Raw genomic sequence first — 22,922 nt, forward strand, 5'->3', positions numbered from 1 at the left:
GGGAGGCCGCGGTCCCGAGCCGCCGGGACCAAGGTCCCGGCTATCCCGCTATAACACCGCGTGGAGTGCATCCGACGGGACCTGCTGCCAGCCAGACGGGGGAGAAGGTCCCTACCCACCGCTGATAAACGACAGCAGCCTTGGATAGACAGTCGCGCCAGTGACGCTAGCGCCGACCTCCGTCTACCGCTGATCGAGGAATTGCCGTGTACGTCAAACCCGCTCCAGACGACCCGACGCCGGATCACACCGCGGCCGAGCAGAACAGCCCCAACGATCGTGGGCGCACCCGGGTCCTGACCCTGTCCACCATCGGCTTCACCGTCATGTTCGCGGTGTGGCTCATGTTCGGCATCCTCGGCAAGCCAATCAGCGAGGAGTTCGGGCTCTCCGAGGTGCAGCTGTCCTGGATCATCGCTGCCGCCGTGCTCAACGGCTCGCTCTGGCGGCTCCCCGCCGGGATTGTGGCGGACCGGATCGGCGGCCGCCGAGTAATGACCGCGATGCTGCTCCTGACCGCGGCCGCCTCTTTCCTCGTCTCCCGCGCCGACTCGTACCCGATGCTGTTGGCGTTGGCGTTCCTGGTCGGTTTCGCTGGTAACTCCTTCACCGCGGGTATCGCCTGGAACTCCGCCTGGCAGCCGCGGGAGAAGCAGGGTTTCGCGCTCGGCCTCTTCGGCGCCGGCAACGTCGGCGCCTCCGTCACCAAGTTCATCGGCCCGCCGCTGATCGCCGGGACCGCCGGTGCCACCTACCTCGGCGTCATCGAGGGCGGCTGGCGCCTGGTCCCCGTCGTCTACGCGGTGTTGCTGCTCATCCTCGCGGCGGCCACCTGGTTCCTCACTCCGCGCCGGGATCGGGTGCCGAACCACGGCACCCCGTTGCGCGCACAGCTCGAACCGCTCAAGCAGCTACGAGTGTGGCGGTTCAGCCTGTACTACGTGGCGGTGTTCGGTGCGTACGTGGCGCTCGCCGCGTGGCTGCCGACCTACTACATGAACAACTACGACGTGTCCCTGCAGACCGCGGCCTACCTGACCGCCCTGTACATCTTCCCCGCCTCGCTGCTGCGACCGGTCGGCGGATCACTCTCCGACCGGCTGGGTGCCCGCCGGGTCATGTACTGGACGTTCGGCCTCATGCTGCTCAGCACGGGCATTCTGATGATGCCCCCGGGCCACATCGTCGTCGACCACCCCGACGGCACCCAGACCACCCACCTCGCCTACCAGCTCGGCATCGTGCCCTTCACCATTCTGGTCGTGCTGCTCGGCTGCGCGATGGGCGTCGGCAAGGCTGCGGTGTACAAGCACATCCCGGAGTACTTCCCAAGCCAGGTGGGAGCTGTCGGCGGTCTGGTCGGCATGCTCGGCGGTCTCGGCGGATTCTTCCTGCCCCCGCTCTTCGCCTACACCAAGGCCTGGACCGGGCTCCCGTCGAGCACCTTCCTGGTCCTGTTCATCCTCACCCTCATCTGCGCGATCTGGATGCACCTCACCGTCGTGCGCATGCTGCACAGTGAATCACCCCAGCTCGCTAACCACTTCGAGAAGCCAGACTTCGAGAACCGACCGGCCGTTCCCGCTTCGGAAGCGACCCGTGCGCCCAAGGAGGCCCACGTATGAACACGTCGATTTCCTCCCGGACCGGCCGAGCCGGCAACCGCGAGTGGCTGGAGTCCTGGAACCCGGAAGACGCCGACTCCTGGGACAAGGGCTTGGCGTGGCGCACCCTCTGGATCAGCACATTCACGCTGACCCTCTGCTTCACGTCCTGGTTTCTCGCCTCGGCGATCGCCCCGAAGCTGACGAATCTCGGCTTCGATCTCAGCACCGCCCAGCTCTACTGGCTCACCGCCATGCCCGGCCTGGCCGGCGGGCTCATGCGCCTGATCTGGATGGTGCTGCCGCCGATCATGGGCACCCGCAAGATGGTCACCCTGACCACCGTGCTCCTGCTCCTCCCCGTCCTGGGCTGGGGAATCTTCGTGCAGGACCCGAGCACTCCGTTCTGGGTGCTGCTGTCGCTGTCGTTCCTCTCCGGTATCGGTGGCGGAGCGTTCTCCGGCTTCATGCCGAGTACCTCCTACTTCTTCCCCCGCCGACTCCAGGGCACCGCGCTGGGCGTCCAGGCCGGTATCGGCAACTTCGGTGTCTCGCTGGTCCAGCTGCTGACCCCGTGGGTCATCGGCTTCTCGCTGATCGGCTTCCTCGGCAGCTCCCGGCCGATGGCCACCTCGCCGGGCGAACCTCCCAAGGACGTGTGGTACCAGAACGCGGCGTACATCTACATTCCGTTCATCATCGTCGGTGCCGCGCTCGCCTGGACCATGCTGCGGTCGGTCCCCGTCAAGGCGAACATTCGGCAGCAGTTCGACATCTTCCGCAACGTTGACACGTGGTGGATGACGCTGCTCTACATCATGACCTTCGGTACCTTCGCCGGGCTGTCCGCCCAGTTCGGGCTGCTGATGAAGAACCTGTACGGGGCCGGCAACCCCGACATCGTGCAGGGCACCGGGGCCGCCGCACAGCTTCTCGTGGACGGCTACTCCGTACCCGACCCGGTCAAGTTCGTCTTCCTCGGCCCGCTGGTCGGTGCCGCGGCCCGCGTCGTGTTCTCGCCGCTGACCGACAAGTTCGGCGGCGCCCGGTGGACCCTGATCTCCGGAATCGGGCTGGTCGGCTCCATCGCCTTCACCATCACCGCACTGCGACCCGACACCAGCTCGGCCGCGTCGCTGGATGCCGGCTTCGACCGGTTCCTCTGGGGAATGCTCGCGATCTTCCTGTTCAGCGGGATCGGTAACGCGTCCACCTTCAAGCAGATGCCGATGATTTTCGAGCGCCGGCAGGCCGGTGGTGTCATCGGTTGGACCGCGGCGATCGCCGCCTTCGGCCCGTTCTTCTTCGGAATCGGCCTGACGCTCATGTCCCCGACCGCGTTCTACCTCGTCGGGCTGGCATTCGCTGTTCTCTGCGTCGTCGTCACCTGGCAACGCTACGCCCGACCGGGAGCACCCAAGCCCAGCTGACCGTCCCGTCCCGCTCCAACCGACTGCGGACCTGGGCGCAGTTACGGCCGGGCTGACCTCGTTGCGCCGGCAACGAGGTCAGCCCGGTTTCTCTTGTTCTCCACGGTTAGCGTCCGGTGGCCCGTCACGGTCGGCGGCCCCTGCCCCAGGCCCTCCCATGAGCAGCGGCAAAGCCGGACGCTGCTGGAGCGCGGGGCCCGGTCGGGAGCCACGACGGCCTCAGACCAGAGTGATCCAGTAGTCCCAGAAGCGGTGCAGGATCGCGGCGACGATGAACGCAACCCAGATGACGAGGACCAGGCTGTGGTAGCGGGCGAGGTGTTCCGTTGCGCGCCGGAGGGCCCGCGGCAGTACGGTCGCGTTGTCGCGCAGGGTCTGCAGCGTGGTGTAGAGGAAGATCGGAATGGTGACCGCCCAGACCACCATGCAGTACGGGCAGAGCGCGCCGATCACATAGAGGCTCTGATAGATGAGCCAGTGCACGAAGACGACACCGAAGATGACGCCCCCCTGCAGGCCGAGCCACATCCACCGGGGGAGGCCTCCGGTGGCGAGCAGGACAGCGCCGAGCGTGGTGACCACGGCGAATCCCGCGATGCCGAGCAGCGGGTTGGGGAATCCGAACACCGCGGCCTGCGGAGTGTTCATCACCGAGCCGCAGGACAGGATCGGGTTGATGCTGCAGGTGGGGACGTACCCCGGGTCAGCCAGCAGGTTGATCTTCTCAACGGTGAGGGTGGCGGCGGCGAGCAGGCCGACGCTACCGCCGACCGTGAGGATCCACGCGGTGACGACACTCAGGAAGTGGCGTTCCGCGGGGGCGCTGACGGGTCGGTCGACGGTGGCGGTCGTCATCCGGCCAGGGCAGCGTCGATCATGTTGGTCAGATCCTCCTTGCGCAGGTCGGAGAGGGGCTCGCCGTTGAGGAAGAAGGTGGGGGTGCCCTGCACACCAACGGCCTCGCCGTCGGTCCGGTCCTTCGCCACCCGAGCGGCGGTGGCGGGGTCGTCCAGGTCGCGCTGGAAGCGGTCGATATCCAGACCGAGGGTACGGGCATAGCCGAGGAAGACCTCGGTCTGCGGCTCTTCCTGGTGGCCCCAGACGTCCTGGTTCTCGAAGAGCAGCTGGTACATCTCGGCGAAGCGGTCCTGGTTGGCCGCGGCCTCCGCGGTACGGGCGGCCAGCTCGGCATTGGGGTGGCTGGAGATGGGGAAGTACCGCACCACGAAGGTGATCTGCCCCTCGTAGTCGGCGAGGATCTCCTTGACCGTCGGGTACACCGCCCCGCATGCCTCACACTCGAAGTCGAGGAACTCCACCAGGGTGACCCTGCCGCCGGGAGCGGAGGTCAGTCGGTGACTGTCCTCGCGGACCAGCACCGTGGGTTCGACCGTGCCGCCGGTCGTCTCCGCGCTGGGAATCGCGTCGCGGCGGTTGAACGCCAGCACGCCGACCGCCACCAGAATCAACGCCACGACCGCGGCAAGGGTCAGCCGGGTGTTCCTCGTCATATCGCTATCTCCTGTCGGTCTGTCCGATCCCGCGGCGACCGCCCCGTGCAGGCGAGGCGCCAGAGGCAAAGGTACCGGGCGCACCACCGCGGATCACTGTGATTCACCTGTTCAGCGCGGAACGGGCAGGGCCGCACCGAGCGGCGGGGCTATCGGGACCACCATCCGGCTCGCCGACGCCCGCGGACGAGCGGGCCACCGCCTACTCACCGACGGACCCGCCGATCGCGTTCGGCCAAATCCGCCAGCATCCGGTTGTACGCGGCCAGCTCGGCGTCCTCGCGCCCTTCGGCTTCGGCGCGATCGGCGGCCCGGTCCCGGCGGCGGGCCTCCCGCTCGTCGGCCTTCATCCACTGGCGCATCAACGCGCCCAGCACGACGACGGTGGGCAACTCACCGAAGGACCACGCGATGCCGCCAGCGGTGCGTTGGTCCTCCAGTGGAGTGGCACCCCAGGGGCGGTCCAACGCGATCCACCAGGTCTCCGCGATCAGGGTGGTGGACTGCATGAGCGTGACACCGAGGAAGGCGTGCAGCACCATGCTGATCAGGACCAGGATCAGCTTCAACGGGTGTGGGATGCGGCGAGGCGCGGGATCAACCCCGATGACGACCCAAAAGAACAGATAGCCGGCGCCGACGAAGTGTCCGACCATGGCCAGGTGCGCGGCGTGCGAGCGCAGTGCCAGCTCGTACAGGCCGGTGAAGTACATCAGGTAGAGGCTGGCGACGTAGATCACCAACGCGACCACCGGGTTGGTGAGGACGCGCGAGAGCCGCGAGTGCAGCGCCACCTGCAGCCACTCGCGGGGGCCCGGCCAGCGCGGGTCGGTCGACGGGGCCAGGGCGCGCAGTGCCAGGGTGATGGGCCCGCCGAGCGCGAGCAGAATCGGGCCGATCATCATCAGCAGCAGGTGCTGAATCATGTGGATCGAGAACAGCAGCGGCCCGTAGCGGGCCAGACCGCTCGAGGTGGCCACGATGATGAGGGCACAGCCCAACAGCCACATGACGGTACGGGAGACGGGCCAGGCATCACCGCGGCGGCGGAGCCGCCACACCCCGGCCGTGTAGAACCCGGCGGCGGCGAGCACAGCCGTCATGATCAACGGCTCGGGCAACCAGGCGGTGGCAAGGTTGCCGATGGTCATCGGCGGCGGCATCGGGAAGCCGAGTAGCGCGGTGGCGAGGTCCTCTGTCTCCTCACCAATGGGTGCCGGGGTGCGGGACAGGGCGACCGAGGTACCGATCGCAGCGGCGAAGAGCAGCGTTTCGACGACCGCCACCCGCAGGAACGTTCCTCGCCGACCTGCCGCCAGGGCAGGCAGGGCCCGGCGACGGTGCGCCAATCCCGCGGCGGCGATCGCGACGAGCGCAGCAGCCTTGATCAGAAGCATCTGCCCGTAGCGGGTGCCCAGCAGGTCGGCGGCGCTCGGGAGCCGAACAGCGGCCGACAGCAGCCCGGACAGACCCACTGCGGTCAGGCAGCCGACGGCGAGCGGGGAGAACCTACGCACGGCCCGCGCCAGGTCGGCGGTCGTGCCGCGACTGGTAACGGCCAGGGCGAGCAGGCCACCGACCCAGAGGGTGACCGGCAGCACGTGCAGGAGCAGACCGGAGACCGCCAGCTGGTGGTCGCCGCTGGCTGCGGCGTGGCCGGTGAAGACCGGCGGCACCAGGCCGCCCAGCGCCAGCAGCAGGGCGGCCAGCGCGCCACCGGGTCGCAGACTGGTCGCGGCGACCACCGCCGCGACCAGCGCCAGGGCGCCACTGAGTGCCAGGGACTGCCCGAGCGGGACGGCGGTGGCGAAGTGGAGCACCCCCGACAGGGACAGCACCTCCGCGGCGGGGAGGCCGAACAGGTCGACATAGGTGTAACTGACCGCAACCGCGGACGCAGCGGCCCACACCGAGGCCGTGCCGGCAGCGGCGCGCATGCGGCGGTAGCCGATCGGGGACAACCGCCCACCCTCGTCCCGGGGCGAGAGCACCACCGCTGCCAGCAGTAGACCGACCGTGGCGACCGCGCTGATCTGCATGCCCAGCCGGGAGGCCGGCAGCAGCCAGGCCGTGGTTGGTCCTGGGTCCGGAAGCCCGGGCGGGGCCTCCGCGACAGCACCACCGCCCCACCACAGCAGCACCGCGCCGACGGCGGCGGACACCAGCACCGTCCCCGCCGACAGCAGGAACGGCCGGCGCCGTACAGTGGCGAGACTCATCACCGGGTCGCCAACCGACGCGGGTGGCGGGGGAGCGGCCGGAGACCGGCGACTACCCGCCAGACGGCGGCCCGGCGGGTAGTCAGGCTGGATGGGCGGTTCACGAACAGCTCCCAGATAGAGGGCGAAACATCAGGTAGTCGGCCTGTTGCGCCCGCTGGTTCCCGGGAGCGACGCAGGTCACCATCCGCTCCCGTGGCAGACAGCGTCCGCGTCGGCCGGCTCCGCCGGTTCGGCTTGCAGGGTGGCGTGCTCGATTGCGAAACGATCCTGCAGCAGCCGCCGGGACCGGGCCAGCACTGCGGCAAGATCGGCATCACGCTCGAGAACCAGGTGCGCCGAAGCAACGTCCATCCCTGAGGTTAGCGTCCATACGTGCAGGTCGTGCACGTCGGCTACCCCGTCCTCGGCGAGTAGCGCCGCCCGTACCGCGGCGATGTCCAGATGTGCCGGCGCGGCCTGCACCAACACCCGCAGCGCGGCGCGACCCAACTGGTACGCCCGGGGCAGGATGAACAGCCCCACCGCCACCGCGATCAGCGGGTCGGCGTACCACCAGTCGGTCACGGCGATCACGACCGCGGCGACGATCACGCCGACGGAGGTGAACAGGTCTCCCAGGACCTCCAGGTAGGCGCCCCGCACGTTCAGACTCTCCCGCGAGCCCGCGCGTAGGAGGAAGAAGGCGACGACATTGGCCACCAGGCCCGCGACCGCCACCGCCACCATCGGCCCCGCCAGCACCTCCGGTGGCTGACTGAACCGACGTACCGCCTCGACCACCACGTAGCCGGCCACCCCGAACAGCAGGACGGCGTTGGCCAGCGCCGCCAGCACCTCCATCCGATAGAGCCCGAACGTGCGCTGGCCAGACCGGGACGCCCTGCTGGCGGCGGTGATCGCGGCCAGGGCCATGCCGATGCCGAGGACATCGGTGAACATGTGGCCAGCGTCGGAGAGCAGCGCCAAGGAGCCGGTCATAATCGCTGCGACCGCCTCTACCACCATAAAGGTGAGGAGCAGCCCGAAGGCTGCCCAGAGCCGACCCCGGTGCTTCTCCCCGGCCCGCACCGCTTGTTGACCATGGTCGTGCCCCGCACCCATCCGCCTCTCCCCTCTGGTCAATCAGTGCCGCCCCGAACATATGCTCACATCGCTATACATGCAAGTACTACGGGTGCCACCAGCGATGACCTGAGGGCCCCATCCAGCCACTTCTGCACGTACTCACACCTGCAAAAAGGATGAAAGACGACATAACCTCTGAAATCACCTACGGGCTAGGGCAGCAGCGAACCCGCTGCGGAACATCGAATCCCGGGCCGAAAGGTAGGGAGAGCCCCAAGCCGGAGGGTAGGGGTAGCCCTGCCCGAATTCGGCGGGCTGACCGCCATGGACGAACGCCTTTTGCCGGCACCAGAATGAGCTCGAAGCCAGGGGGCACAGAACATTTGCGAGGAGCTGAGCGGCATGGGCGGTGGCGCCACACAGAATCGGCCGGGTCCGCCCGGGCACAGCACATCCGTCCCGACATCGACCAATCTGCCGGCACAGTACTCGCTGGCGAAAATCCTGGGAATCTGGGCGGCCGCCACCCTACCCATGGGACTGGGATACTGGGTGATCACCCCCGCAGTCGCCGACGGCCCCTACGACACCGTGGTGCTGGCCACCGTCACGCTGGCGGCCGGCCTGATCTGGCAGTTCGTGCTGGCGATGTTGATACTCTGGCGCGAAGAGGGGTCGATAGGCCGCTCCGCCATGGCCCGCCGACTGTGGCTACAGGTTCCCAAGGACCCGGCGAGCGGTCGTCCCCGCAAATGCCTCCTTTGGCTACTGGCACCACTGGGAATTGTGTTCGTGCTCAACATGATGCACGTGGCCCCAGTGATTGAGAACCTCCAGCAGCACCTGCTACCCGGGCCGGCCCCACTACCCTTCCAGAAAGCCGAAACGCTGTTCTCGGCCGAAGTCGCGCCGCAGATGGAAGGGGCTTGGTGGTTCCTTGCACTTTTCCTGACGCTCAGCGTCTTCAATGTCTTTCTCGGCGAGGAGTTCATCTTTCGCGGAATCCTCCTACCCAGGATGCAAGGCGTGTTCGGATCAGTGGACTGGTTCGCGAACGGAGTCTTGTTCGGCCTGTACCACGTACATCAGCCCTGGACTGCTGGTGGCATCATGCTAACCAGCGGACTGATCATGTCGCTACCGGTGAGACGCTATCGGAGCATGTGGCTCTCGGTTATTCCGCACTCGATCCAAACGGTGATCGTGTTTGGCATGCTGCTCGGCCTCATGCGGGGCACGGCGTGACACCGCCGACGCCGACACCACCGGCGAAACTCAACGCCCGGCTCCCCAACGCCGCCTGGGAGAGGCTTGGGGACCTGCCCGTGTGCGGGCAGGTCCCCAAGCCTCGATCTCCCGCTGTAGCAGCCCTCGGACCTACCGGCAGAAGTCACGCAACCGTGATCCCGCAAGCCCGGAGGGCACTCTCACCGACTCACCCAGCGCCCCGGCAGTATCGACGAGGCCGGGACAGAGCCAGCTAGTTGGCGGGAATCGTCACCAGGTCTGCCAGCGGCTTCTCGGTGGCATCTTCCCGCGGACGGGAGAGATAGAAATCGGCGTACAGATATCCCGTGCTCTCCATGTCGGCCGGGTCGACGCCCCGCGCCGCCAGCTCCGCCATTGCCCACTCTCGTTCGGTACCGTCGATAAACCGCCGCTGCCGAACAGCCTGGTCCGCCTTCTCGGTCACGAGCCCGTACTGCGCGAGCACGTCCGAAATCGGCTCATAGTCGTACGTCCTAAGGCAGAACGCGGCCACCCAGGGCGGGGCCTCAGTGCACGTGAGTAGTCGCTCGAACGTCCGCTCGGTGACATAGCCAATGCCACCCGTGGTCGTGATGAGGTCAACCTCCGACATCTTCTTGGCCAGCTCTGACGATGGCTTTGTCGCCTCCAGGTTCTCGACAAAGGCATCGTCGAGCGCACCGACTGCCACACCGTGCCGGGTAGCATTCTCGGCGACGTCCAAACCAATGACGTGCGGAGCGTCTGGCCGGGCCCGCTGACCCAGAAATTCGTTCTCGGCGCGGCGCACCTGGTCCACGGTACGCCCGTCGTCACTGGCACCCTGGTAGTACGTGTACACGTCGTCCAGCTCAAGATCGGTCTTGGTGAGCACCCCGACGATGCCATAGGAGCAGCACACGTCGAGCACGGTGGGGCGATAGCCGTCACCCCACGGTTGGGCATCGATCAACTGGTTGAATACGGTAGCCCCATGCTGCGGGATCTCGTATTTCAACTGTCGCAGGTTAGCGTAGTACGCGCACGGCGTCTCCTGGTTGTAGATTCCGCTGAAGTTGGCCTTACCGGACTCGTCGGTCAACGCTTTGACTCCCTTTACTCCGGATGCAAACTCAGGGCCCAAACACAGCCTCCGACCTGCGGCGGCCGGAGGCAACGGGTGCTACACGGGTAGGATATGGTGCATTCGTAGATTAGCCAAGCCGGCAAATCAGACAACCTACTCCAGCCACGGGGGTTGCGTAGTGTGGTGATCCCCGCGAAATCGCAGGTAGGAACGGGGATGAGCACGAGTACGTCCACTGTGCCGCTGATTGTGATCGGGCGACAGTGACACGTCGCAGTACTCTTCGACGTCACTCTCCGGCCTCCTTTCCAGGAAGCCGGAGATGTTCTCCGGCCAGGGGCGCCCGGGCGCGGCCACTCGGTGCCGCTGGTGTCCTAACCCGCCGGGTTGCGGAGAGTGTCGATCCTGGCGACCGCGTTCGCGACACCATCCTCGGCCGCGAGGCTCCTCCCCAGCTTGACCGCGGTGGCCCGGATCTCGGCGTCGGTGGTCACCGCACGGATCGCGACAGCCAGCCGCTGCGGAGTGAGCTTCCGCTGCGGTATGGGTGCACTGCCCGCGCCGAGCGCGAACACCCGCCGGCCCCAGACGAACTGATCCAGGAGGAACGGGCAGATCACCGAGGGCTTGCCAGCGCGAAGCGCCGCCGCGGTGGTGCCGGCCCCACCGTGGTGCACGACGGCGGACATCCGAGGGAAGAGCCAGTCGTGTGGGGCCTGCGTGAGGTGCCAGATGGTGTCTGACGGCTCGATCTCCGCCAAGCCGCCCAGCCGGTGGCCACGATGCCGCGGACTCCGGCCTGGCGCAGTGCCTCGCCGACGAGGCGGGTGAGTCGGCGTGGGTCGCGCCCGGCCATACTGCCGAAGCCGACGTACACCGGTGGGTCGCCCGCCTCGATGAAGTCGACCAGGGCGGCCGGGGGCTGCCAGCGGGCGGCGTCGTCCAGGAACCAGTAGCCGGTGAGGTGCACGTGCTCGGGCCAGTCGGCGGGGCGCGGCTGGACGTGCTCGCTGATGCCGTGCAGCACGGGGATCGGCCGCCCGTCGGGTAGCCGGGTGGTCAGCGCGGCACCGCTGGTCTTCGCGAGTCCGAGCGTGTCGCGACGAAAGGTGTTCACCATGCCGTCGTACATCCGGTATCCGGCACCGCCCAGTCGGTAGGTCAGTCGGTTGTACCAACGGCCGAGGGGCAGTTCGGGCAGCCCGACGAGGGGGAAGTCACCGGTCGGCACGGAGACCGGCACGGGCAGCGCCAGTACTACCGGTACGCCGAGCCTCTCGGCGATGTGTGGACCGGCCAGCACCTTGGGGTGGTAGACGACCAGATCTGGCTTGGCCTGCCTGGCTGCCGCCCAGGCATCGGCCAGCAGCCTCCGGTTGATGGGATTCGCCTGACGGGCCAGCCTGATGGTGGTCCTGACTGCCCCGAGCACCCCGGTGGTCTCCTCCATCGCGGCCCGGCCCGCTGCCGAGTCCAGCAGCTGCAGTATGTCGTCACTGAGCTGGCCGTACGCCAACCCCTGGTCGGTGACGAACGACCGGAACCGGGCACAGGTGGCCAGAGTGACGTCGTGGCCGGCCGACTGGAGACCTTTGCCGAGGGCCACGTACGGCTGGACATCTCCGCGCGACCCTACGGTGATCACCAGGATTCGCATCCTAGTTGTCCTTTCGTGCTTGTCGACGGAACTCCGCCAGCAGGGCTGGGGTGCGCTCGACCATGAAGGTGTAGAAGTCGCGGGTATGGCGTAACCGGCTGGCCTCCGGTGCCGCCGCGTCGCCGACCAGATCGATACCGCGCTGCATCAGATCGATGAAGGCGCGCATCTTGTCGGTGGGGTCGATGGCACGGGCGAAGGCATCCGGATGCATCTCGTACGCGTGTCCCCGGCCCTGGCTCGGCACTCGTCGGACCAGGCCGGACTGCTCCAGCACCCGCATGCCGGTGGATACCGAGGCCTTGGAGAGCCCCATCGCCTCGCACAACTGCGCGGTGGTCTGTGTCGGCGGGTCGCAGATGAGCAGCCAGCCCAGCAACTTACCGAAGGCGGGGGTGGTGCCCATCCGAGCCAGGACGATCCCCACCTCCTCGGCGTACCGCCGGCCAGCCTCCGGGTCCATAGACTCCTCTCCTGACTCGATAGATCCGAGCGTTCGGAACTTTCTAAACAAGAAATTAGACCTGGCCCGTAAACCAGGCCAGAGCGAAATATGAATTTTTCCACCACGAATCTATTCCCGAGACAGGTATTGACGATCCGCCCTCCCACATCACTGCTGCTAAACCGTCGAAATCGAGTACCTCGCAATGCTGCAACGGCACGCATCAGCCGGTATGGTCCGGGCTTATGGGACAGGAGATTATCGATCCCGCCGATGTCCGGCAGGACTTCGCTCGGTACTCGCTCCGCAGCTCGCTCTTCGTTCCCGCGTCGGCGCAGCAGGCATTCGCGGTATTCACCGGCGCGATAGCCGACTGGTGGGTCATGGAGTACACCTGGTCTGGCCCCGGCCTACTAACCACGCTGGGGATGGAGCCACGGACCGACGGGATGCTGTACGAAATCGGCCCGCACGGCTTCCGCAACGACTGGGGCCGGGTCCTGACCTGGACCCCGCCCCGCCGGCTCGTCTTCACCTGGCAGATAGGGGCAGACCGCGTCCCAGCACCCGATCCGGCCCGGGCCAGCGAGGTCGAGGCCCTCTTCCGGCCCGACCAGTCGGGGCAGACCCGGGTGGAGGTGGAACACCGACACTTCGATCGGCACGGCCCGGCAGCGGAGGGCTACCGCCGGGCACTGACCACCGGCTGGTCCGAACTCCTCGCTCGTTACGCGAACGTGGTCGCGAGGCGCGCCGTCGACTGAGGCACTGGCTCGACCATTTCCGCCACTATTGCAAAACCCCGGCAAATCAACACGGTCCGCCTGCGGAAAGCGATACAGCAGGGCCCCAGGCATCGGCAGGGCGCGCTACTCTGCGCAGCGTTACCTTCGCCTGAGGAAGGACTGCAATGCTGATCTCACGCGCCTCGCAAGCTGCCGCCCTGGCCGCTTGCGTGACGTTCCTGCTCGCCGGTAGCGCCTGCGGGACCGACGAGTCCGACGAGGTCGCCGCTACCCCGGTACGCCTCTACGGCACCGACGGCACCATGCTCGACTCGTTCCCCACCGAGTTGGGGAACCAGGCCGACCTGGTTGACGGAATGAAGGGCACCACACCGCTGACCCCACTGCCAACGGACTTCAAGGACCGGCTGCGGTCGATCGACCCCGACCTGACCAGCTTCGTCTATGCGGCAGAGACCTACGACGCGGTGCTGATCAGCGCGCTCGCCGCGCAGCTCGCCGGGACCACCGATCCGGCGGCTGTCGCAGCACAGATCGTCGGAGTCACCAACGGTGGCCAGCGGTGTGAGACCGCCGTGGCCTGCCTCGCGCTGGCCCGAGACGGGCAGGACATCGAGTACCGCAGTGTCTCGATCACCCGGGGTGGGTTCACCGCGGCCGGCGAGCCCTCCACCGCCAGCTACGCCACCCTGCACTTCGACGGGACTCAGATCAACGACGCCAAGACGGAGTTCGTCGGTGCGGGCTCCGAGTCCACCGCGAGCAGCGCGCCGCCGCCGAGTACCGGGGCGGCCGACCAGAACGATGACGCCCCGCTGGTGTTGGGCGGCCTGCTGCCGCAGACCGGGGACCTCGCGCTGTCCAACCCACCCCTCGCCGCCGGCGCTGCCCTCGCGATCCAGGAGATCAACGCTGCCGGCGGCGTCCTTGGCGCCCCGGTTACCTGGATCGACGGCGATGACGGCACCAACCCAGCGGTCGCCAGGGCGACGGTGGCGAGCCATGCCGCCGCCGGCGTCCACGTCATCATCGGTGCCGGGGCGTCGGGGGTCTCCCGGGCGGTGCTACCCGACGTGGTGCAGGCCGGGCTGGTGCTGTTCTCCCCGTCGAACACCGACGCGAGCCTCACCGACCTGAACGACGAGGGCCGCTACTTCCGAACCGCTCCACCCGACAGTTTGCAGGGCCGCGCGCTGGCTGACGTCATCTTGCGGGACGGCTCGAAGCGGATCGCCATCGTGGCCCGTCAGGACTCGTACGGCGAGGGACTACAGGAGATCGTCCGGTCCGAGTTGGAACGAGCTGGCCTCGCCTCGGACCAGCTCAACCTGAGCACGTATCAGCCACCGGAGGGCGCCGAGGCGACACCGGTCGACTTCACGTCCGTGGTCCGCGAGGTCAAGGAGTCTGGGGCCGACGCTGTCCTGATCATCGGGTTCAGTGAGTCAGCCGGTCTGATCCGGGCCCTCGCCGACGCAGGGGTGCCGCTGCACCACTGAGCCGCAGTCGGGGGCTGGCCACACCGGCGTACGGTGCGGCACCACCCCACCGGCTCCGGGCCCACCCAACCGACTAGGCGCCCCGCATCGCTGCCGACATCACCCGGTTCAGGACCGACGCCGACGCTCGAGAAAGTCGGTCATCCGCCGGTACTTCTCCTCGTCCTCGAAGAGCACTGCCTGACTGACCAGATCCAGGTGCGGGTGTGCGGCGGCTGGAGCGTCCACGGCCAGCTTGGTCAGCCGCAACGCGAACGCGGAGCCCTTCGCCACCTCGTCGAGCAGGGTGTGCGCCGCTGGCAGCAGCTCGGCGGGCTCGGCGACCACCTGGTTGACCAGACCGATCCGCAGGGCCTCCGCAGCATCCACCCGCCGGCCGGTGAAGAGCAGTTCCTTCGCCCGCGCCTCGCCGACCAGCGCCGGCAACCGGTGCGTCGCCCCCGCCCCGGCCAGGATGCCGAGCCGCACCTCGGGCTGCCCGAAGACGGCCCGCGAGGTGCACACCCGTAGGTCGCCGGCGTACGCCAACTCGGCGCCGCCGCCCAGAGCCGGCCCATCGACAGCTACCACGGTCGGCATCGGCAGCGCCCTGATCCGGGCGAAGACGGCCGAGTTGATCGCGGCGAGGGCATCCAGCCGGCCACGCTCGCGGAGCTGCCCAATGTCGGCGCCCCCGGCGAAGATGCCCTCAGCACCTCCGGTGAGCAGCAGCAGCCGTGGCCGGGCCTCCAGCTCGGCGCAGAGTTCGTGGAGCGCATGGACGAGGTCAACGTCGATGGCGTTGCGCTTCTCTGGGCGGTCCAGCGTCGCCACCACCCGGTCGTCCTGTTGATCGATCCGCAGACCCGTCACGCCTTCGCCCCGTTCTCCCACCGGTAGAAGCCCTGGCCGGACTTCTTGCCGAGGTGTCCGGCGGCAACCATCTCGACCAACAGCGGCGGTGGCGCGAACCGCTCCCCGTACGCGGCCGCCAGGGTGCGGGCGATGTCGAGCCGCACGTCCAGCCCAACCAGGTCGGTGAGCTCCAGCGGCCCCACCGGATGCCGGTAGCCAAGCACCATCGCCTTGTCGATGTCCGCCGGCTCCGCCACCTTGTCGGCGACCATTCGAATCGCCTCCAGACCGAGCGTCACCCCCAGCCGGGAGGTGGCGAAGCCGGGCAGGTCACGTACGACGACCGGATCCTTGCCCAGCCGAGCGGCGAGCGCGACCGCCGCGTCCGTGCTCTGCGGTGCGGTTGCCGGGCCGACCACGACCTCGAGCAGCGTCATCGCCCAGACCGGGTTGAAGAAGTGCAGGCCGAGAAAGCGGTCCGGGCGGGTCAGCCCCTCGGCCAGCTCGGCGATCGAGATGCTGGAGGTGTTGCTGGCCAACAGCGCAGGGCTCAGGTTCTCGGCGTCGCGCAGCACGGAGCGCTTCAGGTCAGCCCGCTCCGGGACGGCCTCGACCACGACCTCCGGGGTGACGCTGACCTCGGTGAGAGCTCCTCGAACAGTCACCCGGGACCGGTTGGCGCCGGCCTGCTCAACCGTCATCCGGCCGCGGGAGACGGCCCGGTCCCACAGCTCACCTAGGCGCACCGAGGCGGCTTCACCCCGGCCCGGATCGACCTCGACCAGGTCCACGTCGTAGCCGGCGCCGGCGGCTACGTACGCGATCCCGAGGCCCATCGTTCCGGCCCCGATCACGACCCAACGGTCACCCATGGTGCCTCCTCCCTCCGGCGGCGACCCGGGGGTCACCCGCGCCGTCCCGCCTACCCGTGTCGCTCGTCCCCGCGACCCTATTGGTTGGGAGGCCTCGCGCGGCAGGCCGGCACCAGGCGGCAAAGCTCCCGGATGGACACCGCCGCGGCAGCTCCACGACCAGCTCTGCGACGTACGGCACGCCGGTCCGGCTTACTGCCCGGTCAACCGGCCGTGGGGCCGTATCCTGGCGGCGTGGCCACGCTGGACCGACTCGCGACCGAGAAATACATCCTGCTCACGACCTTCCGCAAGGACGGCCGTGCGGTACCGACCCCGGTCTGGGCGGTCCGTGACGGCGATGCGCTCGTCGTGTGGACAGTTGCCAGCTCCGGCAAGGTGAAGCGGATCCGGCGCAGCGGCGATGTGACCGTCGCCCCCTGCGATGTCCGAGGTCGACCGCACGGTCCGGCGGTCGCCGGATACGCCGCGCTCGCCGACTCGGCGGGCACCCGGCGGGTCCGTGGCCTGATCAAGGAGAAGTACCGGGTACTCGGCCGGCTTACCCTGCTGGGGAGCCGGCTACGCCGGGGCGAGCAGGGCACGGTGGGGATTCGGGTCACGCTCAAGGACTGAACCAGGCCGTCCCACGGAGCATCCCGAAGTCGGAGTCGCGTTCACCCCGGCAGAGCCTTCCGGGGACGGAGCAGCGTTCGCCCCGCAGAAATGCCGTAGAGCGGTGGACAACTCGTCCACCGCCCTACGCGCGTTGTCCGTTGGCTCTCACCCGGTCAGTCCCCCTGACGCTGCTGTGGGATCTGCCCCTGCAACAGCGCTCTGACCTCCGACTCCCGATATCTGCGGTGCCCGCCAAGAGTCCGGATGGCACTCAGCTTGCCGGCCTTGGCCCAACGGGTCACCGTTTTCGGGTCGACACGGAACATCGACGCCACCTCGGCCGGCGTGAGCAGCGGCTCCGGTTCGTGCGTTCGCGATGCCATGGGTCACTCCTCCACATGTATAGACATCGGCCGGGGTCCCGCCGGCCGACGCGTCTCCCATGGTCCGGCTAGTCCCCGATGTCCGACATGGGCCGAACGGCCGAACGTCCTTAGACGGACGGATGAACCATGACCGAATTATTCGCCTTTAATATGACAGAAGCCACCTTATATGGTCTCATGATCAGGGTTTGTGACGTATCAAATGCGAGTGATTCCTGGGTCAACGAGGGGTAATCGACTGGTTTGGGGTCAGTTGCACCGCTCGAGCAACTGCACCGCGCGCCATCGCGACACCAGCTTGTCGTAAGCCGTTGACGCCTCCTCCGCCTCGCCCCGAGACAGCCCGGCCAGGCTGGCGGCGACCAACTCCGGCGAGTCGTCAGCCGCGAGGGTCTCATCGGAGAGCAGCGACACCAGCCCGCCGTAGTCCAGTTCCACCACCGACCGTGGATGAAACTCCTCCAGCCAGCGTGCGACCTCCTCCACCGCCTCGGTGATCGGCGTGACACCGACCGACTTGCGCAGTACGGCCAGGGCCCGCGACGAGCGACGGCGGGCCTTGGAAATCTCCGTCCGGTACCGCAGTGCCCGCCGGCCGGGCTCGGTGACCTGGTGCCGCTCCGCCGGCTCGAAGAGGACAAACCACCGCAGCGGCACGCCCCAGGTGGCGATCTGTTCGTGCACCCGGGGAACGCCGTGCTCCAAGACACGCGCCCCGCTACGCCAGTCGTCAACCGCCGCCTTGGCCTTCCCGGCGAGCACCGGCGGCACAAAGGCGTCAGCCAACACCGGGGGTACCCCGTCGCGCGCGTTCAGCGCCGCCTCGGCGACCCGGATGCGCAGGTTCCACGGACAGACCAGCAGCGTGTCGTCGGCCTCCAGGACGTACGCCTCGTCCGGCAGATTCGGCAGCCGCGTCCAGCCCGCTCCGAGCGCCTCGATCACCGACGTGAGCTGCCGGCCGGGCCCCTCCGCCGGGGCGACGGCCCGCCCCTGTTCGACGTAACTCCGCCAGTACGCCTGGCGGTCACGGTCGAAGGCGGTCAACGGTTCGTACACGCGCAGGTATGCGGCGAAGAGCGAGGGCACGGCGCGATCCTCCCACGAGTCGGATGCGAATCCCTGGTGGCACAGTTTCGCGTGCACTCCGGAGAGTCGCCGAGCGGCTGGTCCCGCCGTCCGGACGCATACGTCGGTGACGACGAAGACGATGTCGGCCGATACTAGGCTCAGCGGCACCGGCAGCATCCCGCCGGCGTCCGCAGGTCCGCGGCCCACAAGGCCGCACACCACACCAGGAGTGAGTCATGGGCGTATTCGCCACCACCGACGACCCCGGGTCGGTCGGCCACGAGCAGGTTCTGTTCTGCCAGGACAAACAATCCGGCCTTCGGGCGATCATCGGGATCTACTCCACGGCGCTGGGACCCGCCCTCGGCGGCACCCGGTTCTACCCGTACGCGAACGAGGAGGCAGCCCTCGCCGACGTGCTCGACCTCTCCCGCGGTATGGCGTACAAGAATGCCCTCGCCGGGCTGGACCTGGGCGGCGGCAAGGCAGTCATCTGGGGAGATCCCGAACAGCTCAAGAGCGAGGCGCTGTTGCGTGCCTACGGCCGCTTCGTGGACACCCTGGGCGGCCGCTACTACACCGCCTGCGACGTTGGTACCTACGTGGCCGACATGGACGTGGTCGCCCGGGAGACCCGGTTCGTGACCGGCCGAAGCCGCGAGCACGGGGGCGCCGGCGACTCCTCGATCCTCACCTCGTGGGGCGTGTTCCAGGGCATGCGGGCCGCGGCCGAGCACGCCTGGGGCACGCCGACGCTGCGCGGACGACGAGTCGGCGTGGCAGGCCTGGGCAAGGTCGGCAAGTACCTGGTCGGCCACCTCCTGGACGACGGTGCCGAGGTCGTGGCGACCGACGTGAACCCACGGGCCCTGGCCTGGGCGCGGACAAACCATCCGCAGGTGACGCTGATGGACGACGCCACCGCGCTGACCGCTGCCGACATTGATGTGTACGCTCCGTGCGCGTTGGGGGGCACGCTCAACGACAACACCGTCCCCGCGCTGCGGGCGAAGGTGGTCGCCGGGGCGGCGAACAACCAGCTCGCCCACCCGGGCATTGAGAAACTCCTCGCCGACCGGGGCATCCTGTACGCGCCCGACTACGTGGTCAACGCCGGTGGTGTGATCCAGGTCGCCGACGAAATCGAGGGCTTCAACTTCGAACGCGCCAAGCTACGGGCGACCAAGATCTACGACACCACCCGGGAAATTTTGGGGCTCGCCGAAACCGAAGGGGTGCCACCGGCGGTGGCCGCGGACCGGCTGGCCGAGCGACGGATGACTGAGGTCGGCCGACTGCGGACGATTCTGCTGCCCTGATCACGTCCCGGGGCGGGCCGGGCTGGTTCCGCCCCTGGGCCGCCGCGGCGTTCGCGGCGCGGTTAAGCTGGATTCACGGTGATTCGCCTTCTGTTAGGGGCGCTCCCCGGATTGGCCCTTACCGAGTACACTGGGTGACGACCGGCCCGCCGCGACGCGCGGAGCCGGGCGACGGTAACCCGAGGTGCCGAACGATGGCATCTCCATGTACCGTAAGAGCCACGAGAGATGCCTGACGTCATCGGGGCCCGCCTTCGGGCTGCCCCGCATTCTGTGCGAGGGGGTCGAGCCATGGGGCGCGGCCGAGCTAAGGCCAAGCAGACAAAGGTGGCCCGGGAGTTGAAGTACCACTCCCCGAACACCGACCTCGCCGCCTTGCAACGCGAACTCGGCGGCAGCCACAAGTCGGACCACGACTTCGACGACGACTACAAAGAGTATGTCGACGACGATGACGAGGACCACGTGGACGACGACCCGGACAACCGGGCTCGTCCCAACCGCTGACCCCTGGTCGCAACCTGAGCACGCGGATCGACCGCGTGCTCATGTCTGTGTCCATCGGTCAGCGGTCCCCGACGGAGGCAGGGCGTGTCTCGGAGCGCTGGCAGTGGCTCCGAGACACGCCCTGTTCGGCAGGCACCGGGGAGCGCCGACGCAGCATCGACCGGTCGGGATGGCCAGTCGGCTCAGCGTGACCCGGGGTGACCGGTCGACTCAGCGTGGACGGTTGTTCCAGTTGTAGAACGTCGGGATGTTCTCGAAGTGGTTCCAGGCGCAGACCGCGCTGGAGGTGCCGTCTCCTGCCGCCTCCGCCCGTAGGAGGCGGGCCGCCTCGGCCTCGCGAAGCAACGTGGTGAGGTCGGCGCCAGCGGCGCGGACCCGATCAACCACGTCGTCCGAGACCGCGCCCGCCGTACGCTCAGGTTTCCGGGGACTGGTGTTCTCGGGCATGCTCCAACACTCCCTCCAATAGGCGGATCTTGCTGTTGCGGCAATGCTCGGTCTCCGTACCGTCAAAGCGTCCCTGCTCGAAGTAGCGATTGGCCGCGTGGCCACCGCCGCAGAAGCCGAAGTAGGAACACGATGCGCGGCACGCCTCCACCCCGGCGAGGAACTCCCCGACCCAGGGTGTCCCTGCAGCCTCGGCCAGGATCTCCGCCAGCGGAGTGACCAGCACGTTTCCGCTGCTGAAGTCGCCGTACCGAGGGTTCGTGAAGCCGGCCAGCTCGGGCGAGAGCACGGTCACCGAACCGTCGTGACCGACCGTGGGAATCGGATCCAGCCGACGGGGCAGCAGCTGCTCCTCGACGCCGTCCAACACCGCGGCGGCGTACCGCAGGGACCACTCGATCTCACGCAGGTGGATGCGGGGGTTCCGCCGCCAGGCCGCCACCAGCTCCGCCCAGAAGGCGGTCACCGCAGCCGCGTCGTGGCGGTTGGTCCGCGTATTGACCCCCTCGGTCTCCTCGATGTTCACGCCCAACACGTCCGGGCCGAGATCGAGAAAGAAGTCGTACAGTTCGCGGGCGAGACCCGGCTCGGGGCGCCCCACCACCGCCAGCGCCGAAAACGGCAGCCCATGCCGACGCAGCGCCTCGACTCCCCGCATGATCTGGGCGTACGCGGGACGCCCGCCCCGGGTGACCCGATCCGCGTTTCGCTCCCGCGGCCCGTCCACGCTGACGCTCACCCGGACCCGGTGCTCCGCGAAGAACCGACACCAGGCATCGTCGATCAGCGTCGCGTTGGTCTGGACGTGATGCTCGACCTCCGGCCCGAACGGGGCAATCAGCGCGGCAAGCAGCTCCTGCCCGGCGGCGAGCGGCTCACCACCGTGCCACACCACGGAGAATCGCTCAGCGCTCGCCCACGGGTTGACCGATGCGGCCACCGCCTCTGCCACGTCGACCGGCATCCGCCGGTCGACGTCCCGGAGCGGGAGATAGCAGTACTCGCAGTCAAGATTGCAGAGCGTGGTGGGCTGCATAACCACATAGGCGGGGACGGCGGCCATCCCGCGCATCCCACCTGTCGGCTGCCCGCGTACCGCCATCGCCCTCCTCCGCCAGGCCCTGGGCGCGTGTTGACACCCCGACGTGCCTGGCAACGTTGAGGGCGCTCCTCAGGCTAGGCGGAGTCGGCCTCCCGGGTGAAGCCCTGATCGACAGTCCGTCCGGGCTTCCAGCGATCAGCCGCGGGTGTGCTGCCCGACCATCTGAACGTTGCCGGTGCCTTCGACAATCTCGCCGACCTGCCAGGCGTCCACGCCGCGGCCGGTGAGGGTGGCCAGCGCGCGGTCGGCGTCCTCGGCGGAGACGATCGCGAACATGCCGACGCCCATGTTGAACGTCGCCTCCATCTCCGGGGCCTCGATCCGGCCCTTGGACTGCACCAGGTCGAAGATCGGCTGCGGCTTCCAGGTAGCGCGATTGACCACCGCGTCCACGTGCTCCGGCAGGACCCGGACCAGGTTCCCCGGAATGCCGCCCCCGGTCACGTGGGCGAATACCCGGACCTCCGCCTCAGCGATCAGCTTCAGACAGTCTTGGGCATAGATCTTGGTGGGAGTCAGCAGCTCCTCACCGAGGGTGCGTTGCCGGCCGAAATCCTCGATGACCACGTCCAGCCGCATCCGGCCGGCACCGAGCAGCACGTGCCGGACCAGGGAGAATCCGTTCGAGTGCAGGCCGGAGGCGCGCATCGCGATCACTACGTCGCCGACCTCCACCCGCTCGGAGCTGAGGATTCGGCTCTCCTCCACCACTCCCACACCGGTGGCCGAGATGTCGTACTCGTCCGGGCGGAGAACACCGGGGTGCTCGGCGGTCTCCCCACCCAGCAGGGCGCAGCCGGCGTACCGGCAGCCATCGGCGATACCAGCGCCGATCTCGGCAACCCGGTCTGGGACAACCTCCCCGGTGGCGATGTAGTCGAGCAGGAACAGCGGCTCGGCACCGCACGCCACCAGGTCGTCCACGACCATGGCAACCAGGTCGATGCCGACCGTGTCGTGAATGTCGAGCTGCTGCGCGATCACCAGCTTCGTGCCGACGCCATCGGTGGAGGAGGCCAGGATCGGGTTCTGGTACTTCTTCGTATCCAGCCGAAACAGGCCGGCGAAGCCACCCAGGTCGCCCATCACCTCTGGCCGTCGAGTCTGCTTCACCTTCGACTTGAGTAGCTCAACCGCGCGGTCGCCCGCCTCGATCGAGACACCGGCATCCAGGTACGAGGCCGAGCGTTTGCGCACCGGGCGCCCGGTGGCGGTGGTCCAGGGCTGGCGGTCACCGCCGGCACCGGTCTGGCTACTTCCTGCGCCGCTGCGCTCGGACACGTGCGTCACGGTT

General features: G+C 68.1%; 21 protein-coding genes and 1 pseudogene. 8 read left to right on the plus strand and 14 right to left on the minus strand.

The features are described 5' to 3' along the window. Positions 1-206: 206 nt before the first annotated feature. Both SALPAC6_RS0118060 and SALPAC6_RS0118065 read left to right on the plus strand, forming a co-directional pair. A complete protein-coding gene (locus tag SALPAC6_RS0118060) occupies positions 207-1,625 on the plus strand; it encodes an MFS transporter (RefSeq protein ID WP_018254767.1) in 1,419 nt (472 codons plus the stop codon). Beyond that, on the plus strand, positions 1,622-3,034 hold the full coding sequence (locus SALPAC6_RS0118065; protein WP_018254768.1) for an MFS transporter: 1,413 nt from the start codon (positions 1,622-1,624) through the stop codon (positions 3,032-3,034). Before SALPAC6_RS0118060 ends, SALPAC6_RS0118065 begins: the two co-directional genes overlap by 4 nt. A 219-nt stretch (positions 3,035-3,253) precedes the next feature. Here the strand turns inward: SALPAC6_RS0118065 and SALPAC6_RS0118070 are convergent, their stop codons facing one another. The 4 genes from SALPAC6_RS0118070 to SALPAC6_RS0118090 all read right to left on the minus strand — a co-directional run bounded on the left by SALPAC6_RS0118070 (position 3,254) and on the right by SALPAC6_RS0118090 (position 7,868). Beyond that, on the minus strand, positions 3,254-3,889 hold the full coding sequence (locus tag SALPAC6_RS0118070) for a vitamin K epoxide reductase family protein (RefSeq protein WP_018254769.1): 636 nt from the start codon (positions 3,887-3,889) through the stop codon (positions 3,254-3,256). Then, positions 3,886-4,545, minus strand: coding sequence for a DsbA family protein (locus tag SALPAC6_RS0118075; RefSeq protein ID WP_018254770.1), 660 nt, complete (start codon positions 4,543-4,545; stop codon positions 3,886-3,888). The genes SALPAC6_RS0118070 and SALPAC6_RS0118075 overlap by 4 nt, the downstream gene beginning before the upstream one ends. Before the next feature lie 206 nt (positions 4,546-4,751). Continuing rightward, the gene (locus tag SALPAC6_RS0118080) at positions 4,752-6,764 is read right to left on the minus strand and encodes a cytochrome c oxidase assembly protein (protein ID WP_018254771.1); all 2,013 of its coding nucleotides are present in this window, start codon (positions 6,762-6,764) and stop codon (positions 4,752-4,754) included. 180 nt (positions 6,765-6,944) lie between these two features. Beyond that, positions 6,945-7,868: a cation diffusion facilitator family transporter gene (locus SALPAC6_RS0118090; RefSeq protein ID WP_018254772.1), complete on the minus strand. Its 924-nt coding sequence runs from the start codon at positions 7,866-7,868 to the stop codon at positions 6,945-6,947. A 366-nt stretch (positions 7,869-8,234) separates the two neighbouring features. Between SALPAC6_RS0118090 and SALPAC6_RS0118095 the strand changes: the two genes are divergently transcribed. Next, positions 8,235-9,077, plus strand: coding sequence for a CPBP family intramembrane glutamic endopeptidase (locus SALPAC6_RS0118095; protein WP_018254773.1), 843 nt, complete (start codon positions 8,235-8,237; stop codon positions 9,075-9,077). Positions 9,078-9,312: 235 nt separating this feature from the next. On the opposite strand, the gene SALPAC6_RS0118100 is transcribed toward SALPAC6_RS0118095, so the two are convergent. From SALPAC6_RS0118100 to SALPAC6_RS0118110, 3 genes and pseudogenes are all read right to left on the minus strand, one after another. After that, positions 9,313-10,161, minus strand: coding sequence for a hypothetical protein (locus SALPAC6_RS0118100; RefSeq protein WP_018254774.1), 849 nt, complete (start codon positions 10,159-10,161; stop codon positions 9,313-9,315). Between the two features lie 359 nt (positions 10,162-10,520). Beyond that, positions 10,521-11,803, minus strand: a pseudogene (locus tag SALPAC6_RS26265) (glycosyltransferase). Between the two features lies 1 nt (position 11,804). Continuing rightward, positions 11,805-12,266, minus strand: coding sequence for a GbsR/MarR family transcriptional regulator (locus SALPAC6_RS0118110; protein ID WP_018254775.1), 462 nt, complete (start codon positions 12,264-12,266; stop codon positions 11,805-11,807). Positions 12,267-12,493: 227 nt separating this feature from the next. Here SALPAC6_RS0118110 and SALPAC6_RS0118115 point away from each other — a divergent pair, with 227 nt between their 5' ends. Then, the gene (locus SALPAC6_RS0118115) at positions 12,494-13,012 is read left to right on the plus strand and encodes an SRPBCC family protein (RefSeq protein WP_018254776.1); all 519 of its coding nucleotides are present in this window, start codon (positions 12,494-12,496) and stop codon (positions 13,010-13,012) included. A gap of 146 nt (positions 13,013-13,158) precedes the next feature. Next, positions 13,159-14,493 (plus strand): ABC transporter substrate-binding protein, encoded by a 1,335-nt coding sequence (locus tag SALPAC6_RS0118120; protein WP_018254777.1) that lies wholly within the window; start codon positions 13,159-13,161, stop codon positions 14,491-14,493. Between the two features lie 108 nt (positions 14,494-14,601). On the opposite strand, the gene SALPAC6_RS0118125 is transcribed toward SALPAC6_RS0118120, so the two are convergent. Both SALPAC6_RS0118125 and SALPAC6_RS0118130 read right to left on the minus strand, forming a co-directional pair. Beyond that, on the minus strand, positions 14,602-15,345 hold the full coding sequence (locus SALPAC6_RS0118125) for an enoyl-CoA hydratase/isomerase family protein (RefSeq protein ID WP_018254778.1): 744 nt from the start codon (positions 15,343-15,345) through the stop codon (positions 14,602-14,604). After that, on the minus strand, positions 15,342-16,199 hold the full coding sequence (locus tag SALPAC6_RS0118130) for a 3-hydroxyacyl-CoA dehydrogenase family protein (RefSeq protein WP_018254779.1): 858 nt from the start codon (positions 16,197-16,199) through the stop codon (positions 15,342-15,344). Before SALPAC6_RS0118130 ends, SALPAC6_RS0118125 begins: the two co-directional genes overlap by 4 nt. Positions 16,200-16,433: 234 nt before the next feature. Here SALPAC6_RS0118130 and SALPAC6_RS0118135 point away from each other — a divergent pair, with 234 nt between their 5' ends. After that, positions 16,434-16,814, plus strand: coding sequence for a PPOX class F420-dependent oxidoreductase (locus SALPAC6_RS0118135; protein ID WP_018254780.1), 381 nt, complete (start codon positions 16,434-16,436; stop codon positions 16,812-16,814). Positions 16,815-16,969: 155 nt separating this feature from the next. On the opposite strand, the gene SALPAC6_RS0118140 is transcribed toward SALPAC6_RS0118135, so the two are convergent. Together SALPAC6_RS0118140 and SALPAC6_RS0118145 are read right to left on the minus strand one after the other, a co-directional pair. After that, positions 16,970-17,179, minus strand: coding sequence for a BldC family transcriptional regulator (locus SALPAC6_RS0118140; RefSeq protein WP_007073996.1), 210 nt, complete (start codon positions 17,177-17,179; stop codon positions 16,970-16,972). Between the two features lie 252 nt (positions 17,180-17,431). Further along, on the minus strand, positions 17,432-18,271 hold the full coding sequence (locus SALPAC6_RS0118145) for a hypothetical protein (protein ID WP_026189806.1): 840 nt from the start codon (positions 18,269-18,271) through the stop codon (positions 17,432-17,434). A 218-nt stretch (positions 18,272-18,489) separates the two neighbouring features. On the opposite strand from SALPAC6_RS0118145, the gene SALPAC6_RS0118150 reads away from it, so the two are divergent. Both SALPAC6_RS0118150 and SALPAC6_RS0118155 read left to right on the plus strand, forming a co-directional pair. After that, positions 18,490-19,572 carry a Glu/Leu/Phe/Val dehydrogenase dimerization domain-containing protein gene (locus SALPAC6_RS0118150; RefSeq protein WP_018254782.1) on the plus strand — a complete coding sequence of 361 codons (1,083 nt, stop codon included), beginning with the start codon at positions 18,490-18,492 and terminating at the stop codon, positions 19,570-19,572. A gap of 291 nt (positions 19,573-19,863) precedes the next feature. Further along, a complete protein-coding gene (locus SALPAC6_RS0118155; protein WP_011904080.1) occupies positions 19,864-20,079 on the plus strand; it encodes a DUF3073 domain-containing protein in 216 nt (71 codons plus the stop codon). Between the two features lie 210 nt (positions 20,080-20,289). Here the strand turns inward: SALPAC6_RS0118155 and amcA are convergent, their stop codons facing one another. From amcA to purM, 3 genes are all read right to left on the minus strand, one after another. Beyond that, a complete protein-coding gene (gene amcA / locus SALPAC6_RS0118160) occupies positions 20,290-20,526 on the minus strand; it encodes a multiple cyclophane-containing RiPP AmcA (RefSeq protein ID WP_018254783.1) in 237 nt (78 codons plus the stop codon). Further along, positions 20,495-21,598: a cyclophane-forming radical SAM peptide maturase AmcB gene (gene amcB, locus SALPAC6_RS0118165; RefSeq protein WP_018254784.1), complete on the minus strand. Its 1,104-nt coding sequence runs from the start codon at positions 21,596-21,598 to the stop codon at positions 20,495-20,497. The genes amcA and amcB overlap by 32 nt, the downstream gene beginning before the upstream one ends. 165 nt (positions 21,599-21,763) lie before the next feature. Next, positions 21,764-22,918: a phosphoribosylformylglycinamidine cyclo-ligase gene (purM, locus tag SALPAC6_RS0118170; protein ID WP_026189808.1), complete on the minus strand. Its 1,155-nt coding sequence runs from the start codon at positions 22,916-22,918 to the stop codon at positions 21,764-21,766. Positions 22,919-22,922: the final 4 nt, after the last annotated feature.

This window comes from Salinispora mooreana, assembly GCF_000379065.1.
Classification (GTDB): Bacteria; Actinomycetota; Actinomycetes; order Mycobacteriales; family Micromonosporaceae; genus Micromonospora; species Micromonospora mooreana.